Annotated in this window: 4 protein-coding genes and 1 pseudogene; 4 read left to right on the forward strand and 1 reads right to left on the reverse strand. The window is 38.6% G+C overall.

Annotated elements, in window-relative coordinates:
- Positions 1-149: 149 nt before the first annotated feature.
- The 3 genes and pseudogenes from pfkB (at position 150) to ACYQ4S_RS10430 (ending at position 3,982) form a co-directional block, all read left to right on the forward strand.
- Positions 150-1,073: a 1-phosphofructokinase gene (pfkB, locus tag ACYQ4S_RS10420; protein WP_346023614.1), complete on the forward strand. Its 924-nt coding sequence runs from the start codon at positions 150-152 to the stop codon at positions 1,071-1,073.
- Positions 1,074-2,979 (forward strand): annotated as a pseudogene (locus tag ACYQ4S_RS10425) (PTS fructose transporter subunit IIABC). It begins immediately after the preceding gene.
- A 145-nt stretch (positions 2,980-3,124) separates the two neighbouring features.
- On the forward strand, positions 3,125-3,982 hold the full coding sequence (locus tag ACYQ4S_RS10430) for an aldo/keto reductase (protein WP_459770998.1): 858 nt from the start codon (positions 3,125-3,127) through the stop codon (positions 3,980-3,982).
- Between the two features lie 498 nt (positions 3,983-4,480).
- Here the strand turns inward: ACYQ4S_RS10430 and ACYQ4S_RS10435 are convergent, their stop codons facing one another.
- Positions 4,481-5,131, reverse strand: coding sequence for a hypothetical protein (locus tag ACYQ4S_RS10435; RefSeq protein WP_459771000.1), 651 nt, complete (start codon positions 5,129-5,131; stop codon positions 4,481-4,483).
- A gap of 361 nt (positions 5,132-5,492) precedes the next feature.
- On the opposite strand from ACYQ4S_RS10435, the gene ACYQ4S_RS10440 reads away from it, so the two are divergent.
- The gene (locus tag ACYQ4S_RS10440; RefSeq protein WP_459771002.1) at positions 5,493-5,921 is read left to right on the forward strand and encodes a hypothetical protein; all 429 of its coding nucleotides are present in this window, start codon (positions 5,493-5,495) and stop codon (positions 5,919-5,921) included.
- The last annotated feature ends 120 nt before the right edge of the window (positions 5,922-6,041 follow it).

Consider the following 6,041-nt stretch of genomic DNA (forward strand, 5'->3'; position numbering starts at 1 on the left):
TTTGTTTTAGTGAACTTCATTTTATCAGATTAAGGGGGGGAAGAGGTGCCTTTTTGTATTTTAATTGATAGAGCAACGATAGTTGCATTAAAACAACACGAAAAAACAAAAAAATTGGTAATTACTACTAAAGTAATAGAGGTGAACTTATGATTTATACGGTGACACTCAATCCATCAATCGATTATGTCATCTTTCCAGATGAACAGATCAGACTAGGTGATTTGAACCGTTTTGATAAAAGCCAGAAATTCCCTGGAGGTAAAGGAATCAACGTTTCTCGTGTACTCAAAGCTCTCGACAAACCTTCTATCGCGCTAGGCTATATTGGAGGGTTTCCAGGAGCTTTCATAAAAGAGACATTAGAAAGGCAGACGATCAGTACACAGTTTATAGAAGTTAACGATGACACACGAATCAATGTCAAAATCAAAGGATCGGAAGAAACAGAGCTTAACGGTTCAGGTCCAGTGATTTCCAAAGATGATCAGAATCGTCTTCTCGACCAGATGTCCGATCTGAATAAAGGAGATATCGTCATTCTATCAGGCAGTAAACCAGGTGGGATGCCGGATGATTTTTATCAGGTTCTGATTGAACGTATTCATGAGAAACAGGCTGAATTCGTCATAGACACGACGGGTAAAGAACTGATGGATGCTCTCGGCAATCAGCCGCTGCTCGCCAAGCCTAATATTCACGAGCTCGAGGCACTGTATTCGACGCGTATCGATTCGAATGAAAAGCTGATCCATTACGGAAAAGAGCTAGTAAGCAAAGGAGCCAAGCACGTAATTGTTTCTATGGGTAAAGACGGAGCAGTTCTGTTTACTAAGGATGAAATCTATCACGGAAAAGCAGAAGAAGGTCAGCTGATAAATTCTGTCGGAGCAGGTGATTCGATGGTAGCCGGATTTACAGGTGTATACAGCGACACGCAGAATGCGAAAGAAGCGTTCCGTTACAGCGTTGCATGTGGAACAGCAACGGCTTTTAATACAGACTTGGCTACAGAAAAAGACATACAGACCGTTCTAAAAACTGTGACGGTTGAAAAATGGGAGGAAAACTAAATGCAGATCAATGATGTATTGAGAAAAGATTTAATGATCATGGACCTTGAAGCGACTTCTAAAGAAGCCGTTATCGATGAAATGATCCAGCGACTTGCTGAGAAAAATGTAATCAGTGACGTAGAAACATTCAAGACAGGAATCATGAACCGGGAAAGTCAGACCTCTACAGGACTGGGTAATGGGATTGCCATGCCTCACTCCAAGAACAAAGCGGTAAAAGAACCAGCTGTTCTTTTTGCCTAAATCATCTAAAGGTGTAGAGTATGAAGCGCTGGATAACCAGCCTGTTGAACTGTTCTTTATGATTGCAGCTCCCGAAGGCGGAAACGACCTTCACCTTCAAGTTCTGGCATCTCTTTCCAGAAAGCTTGTCGACGAGTCAGTTGTATCGAAGCTTAAGCAAGTTCGTACCCCTGAAGAAGTACAGAATATCTTTAAAGAAGATGAAGAAGAACAAGTCGTTAGAGAAGAAACGTCTAAGAATGCAGGAAGCGACCAGAAATTTGTTGTCGCTGTAACAGCTTGTCCTACTGGAATTGCCCATACCTATATGGCAGAAGATGCATTAAAGCGAAAAGCAGCTGAGATGGGTGTTGAGATCCGTGTAGAAACGAACGGCACGGACGGAGCGAAGAACAAGCTGACGGCTGAAGAAATCAAACGAGCTGACGGCGTCATCATTGCTGCAGACAAGAAAGTGGACATGGCTCGATTCAATGGAAAACCTGTATTGCAACGTCCGGTTTCTGAGGGCATCAACAAGTCTGAAGAATTGATCACACGAGCAGTTGCAGGCAATGCACCTATTTTTCAGGCAGAAGGGTCATCAGCTTCAAGCGATGCCGATGATACTGAACGAGGCAGCGGCTGGCAGTCGATCTATAAAGACCTGATGAACGGGGTGTCTCATATGCTCCCATTCGTCGTTGGTGGAGGAATTCTTCTGGCTCTGTCATTCTTATTCGAAGCACAGTTAGGTGAAGATAGTATTCTGTTTACTTCACTTAATTCGATCGGTGGATCTGCCTTTACATTCCTTATCCCGATTCTGGCTGGATACATTGCCTACAGTATAGCTGACCGTCCGGGACTCCTTCCAGGTATGGCAGGTGGACTGCTTGCAGTAGAAAGCGATGCAGGGTTTCTTGGTGGACTAGTAGCTGGTTTCGTAGCTGGTTATGTCATGAACCTGATCAAGAAATCACTAAAAAATGTACCAAAGACTTTCGAAGGACTTAAATCTATTCTTCTTTACCCAGTATTAGGACTGCTGGCAGTTGGTCTTCTCATGTTCTTCCTGATAGGCCCATTCTTTGCCGTCATTAACAATGCAATGATCGGTTTCCTGGAAAATCTAGGAACGGGCAATGCGGTAATTTTAGGTGCTGTTCTGGGTGGAATGATGGCCGTTGATATGGGTGGCCCTGTCAATAAAGCAGCTTACGCTTTCTCTATTGGTATTTTTGGAGACACAGGAGATGGAAGTTTAATGGCTGCGGTTATGGTCGGAGGAATGATTCCACCATTAGCTATTGCTATTTCTACTTTGTTATTTAAATCCAAATTCACTGATATCGAACGTCAATCTGGACTATCTAATTTCGTTCTAGGACTATCATTTATTACAGAAGGCGCAATACCATTTGCTGCTGCAGATCCATTAAGAGTCATCGGCTCTTCAGTACTGGGCGCTGCAATTGGTGGAGGCCTGACACAATTATGGAACGTTACAGTACCAGCACCTCATGGAGGAGTATTCGTTATAGGGTTAGGCGATAATACTATGCTTTTCCTAGTTTCACTTCTAGTTGGTTCTATCATCACTTCTGTGATATTAGGTCTATGGAAACCTCATGTGCAAGACAGCAAAGTTGCTATAAAAAACGAAGACATGAATTTATAAGCTATCAAATAACACACAAAAAACGTCATTCTTAACTGAATGACGTTTTTTGTGCTCTGGAAAACAGAGGTATTATTTTTTTCTTCTATAATTATTTCTGTTAAACTGCAAGTGAATACAGTGACGATTGAAGGGAGACAAATCAATGAAAAAAACTGTAACTTTCCCCAACGGGCGAAAAGTCCTGAAACTAGGTCAGGGAACTTGGAAAATGGGAGAAGACAAAAACAAACGATATGAGGAGATAGATGCTCTGAGGGCAGGGATTGATAACGGGTTAACTATGATCGATACAGCCGAAATGTATGCTGAAGGTGGAGCAGAAGAAGTGGTAGGTGATGCGATCAAACACGTAGACCGTGACGATCTGTTCTTAGTATCTAAGGTATATCCCGCAAATGCCAGTGAAGAACGCATGTTCGACTCCTGCGAAAAGACACTTCAACGCATGGGTGTTGATGAACTTGATTTGTACTTACTGCACTGGCCAGGCAATGTTCCGCTTCAGGAAACAGTCGACTGCTTCGAAGAACTGAAGCGTCAGGGTAAAATAAGGGGCTGGGGCGTGTCAAACTTTGATCTAGAAGATATGCAGGAGCTGCTTTCTCTAAGAAACGGTGAGAACTGTCAGACCAATCAGGTTCTGTATCATTTAGCTTCAAGAGGCATTGAAGTCGTTTTGCATGACTATATGAAGGAAAACAATATTCCCATCATGGCTTATTGTCCAATCATCGGTCAGGAGCCGGACCTGAAAGATAAAGTCTACAACAGTCCAATCATCAACAATATTGCAGAAAATAAGGGGATTTCAATTGTTCAGCTGTTGCTGGCGTTTGTCATGCATCAGGAACAGATGACAGCCATTCCTAAAGCCGGGTCATCAGAACACGTGCTTCAGAACAGAAAAGCTCTGGATATCGATTTGTCTAATGAAGAATTAAATCTGCTAAACGAAGCATTTCCAGCGCCAGAAAAACGCGTACCGTTAAGTGTCCAATAAATAGAACCAGCTGATCAGCGCAAAGGTTGCTGACGGCTGGTTTTTATTTTTCGAAACTAAATATTAATCGATACACTAAGTGAGTAGATGAAATTGAGAAATCAGTTAAATGTCAATTAAATTCAAATCAATTTAAAACAATATTTGATTAAAACGCGTGAGGTTCAGAATCAATATAAATTTAAGCGAGGGACCCTATATTCTAAATAATCTACTTTGTATAATATATATTATGTAAACTAAAATAAAGAAAAAGCATAGTTTACCAAGGTACGTCTGTTTTATGATTTAATCCCCTATTTATTGCTTTATTTTTGTATTTAAATCATGATGTATCAAGTAATCGGTCTTTTATCTCAAATTAAATAATTTATGTCTTTATAAAAATATCAGAGCGATTCTGACGCCTGTTCAGTTTCTCCACGATCAATTGTACGTATGATACTTTCAAATCGTCTTTAGTGATTCTAGATATTCTTGGAGTGTATTATAAAAATATTATTCGCTTAAATGCTTTTCAATTAGATCAAAATATTTATCCCAGTCTAAATTACTGTCAATTGATAGTGATGTTAAATTTAATCTATTTGTTTCTTTTACTACATGATTTGCAAATAAAGAGTCTCTTTTCATCCAGTTATTAAAAGCAATAGTTTGATTATCAGTGTCTTTAAGAACTGAATGAATCCATGTTCTTTTACTGTAAATTTCTATCTGTTGATTTTCTGTAGGAGCTAACCAAATAGCTTTATCTTTAAGCTTCATAAAATCGTGCACTAGTGATGGCATCAACTGATTACCTTCAACAACTAGCGGTTTGTCTCGTAGTGTTAAAATATCGTCAACCACAAACTTGAAATCCTCTTTAAAAATATCGATATATAATCGTAACTGTTCAGCGGGCTTTGTTTTATAAAACAGTTCATTTGATGTCATCTTAGACATGCGACTCATCGCTGGATGAGTTGAAGCAGAAATTCTATTTAGGTGTTCTTCGAAATGATTGTCACAGGAGTATAGAGAAAAGCCTTTCTTTTCAGCATATAGTTTGGCGAAAGTACTTTTTCCAGCACAAGAAGAGCCGCCAATCCAGTAAATCGTTTCTTTTCTATCACGAAGTCTATATTGCTTACTCTCTTTACAATTCATAAATCCACTTTCTTTCTGTTATTACAAAAGATTAAAGAGAGAATGGAATCAGTCTGCCCCCTCTCCTACCCTTTCATTATACGTTACTTCAAGTATATCTTCAAAGCACTCTTTTATGTCTATTTGTCGGTAAGCATTGTCAGCTTTACTAATTTCATTCAATGATAAAAATCACCTATGAAGAGGATATAGAGTAATTTAAAAAAGCTTAATAATCGATTAATCACAAGTTTTGTCGAGGTTGGTATTGTAAAGTTAGAGAATAAGTTGAAGAATACTTTTTCTGTTGATTATGAAAGCTCGTTTATTTGAATCAGGTCTGATAAAATGAAAACAATATACGAGAAAGGACAATCATACAATGAATACTTTAACAAATTGGATGGAAAATAGTGAAGTAGGTTTTTGGCTTGTAGGAATCGGCGGACTTTTACTTATTTTGTTAATAAGATCAGCAGTGAAATCAATACTTGATAGAATAATAAATAGAGAAAATACTCAACTTTTTGTGACTACTTTAGTTAATTGGGTGAGCATTTTTGCTGTGGCAATATTTTTATTTACTTATTTTTCTAGAACTTCTTTCATGTACCAAACTCTTTTTGTTTTTGGAGACACACAAATTACTCTAGTTCTAATATTGACTATACTTTTTGCCCTGCTGTTATCAATCAAATTGTCTAATGTTCTCAGAGAATACCTTCTCCCTTCTGTTTATAACAAATACAATCTGGACAAAGGTTTAAGGTCATCATTAAACAGGCTCATTCATTATATTGTTGTTCACTAGTGTTGCATAAAACTTAGAATAAATAGGTTTTATAGGTTGTTACTTTTATCACAAGTAGTTTTCGTTAAAATTTCCAAAAAAGTCAATTGCTGGCGCAAGGGATGACTTTTTCCAGAAATT

It is taken from the genome of Alkalibacterium sp. s-m-28 (genome assembly GCF_054658175.1).

Excerpts from the sequence above, each read along its gene's own strand:
- pfkB (WP_346023614.1), top strand. The coding sequence starts at position 150 with ATGATTTATACGGTGACACTCAATCCATCAATCGATTATGTCATCTTT.
- ACYQ4S_RS10430 (WP_459770998.1), top strand. The coding sequence starts at position 3,125 with ATGAAAAAAACTGTAACTTTCCCCAACGGGCGAAAAGTCCTGAAACTA.
- ACYQ4S_RS10435 (WP_459771000.1), bottom strand. The coding sequence starts at position 5,131 with ATGAATTGTAAAGAGAGTAAGCAATATAGACTTCGTGATAGAAAAGAA.
- ACYQ4S_RS10440 (WP_459771002.1), top strand. The coding sequence starts at position 5,493 with ATGAATACTTTAACAAATTGGATGGAAAATAGTGAAGTAGGTTTTTGG.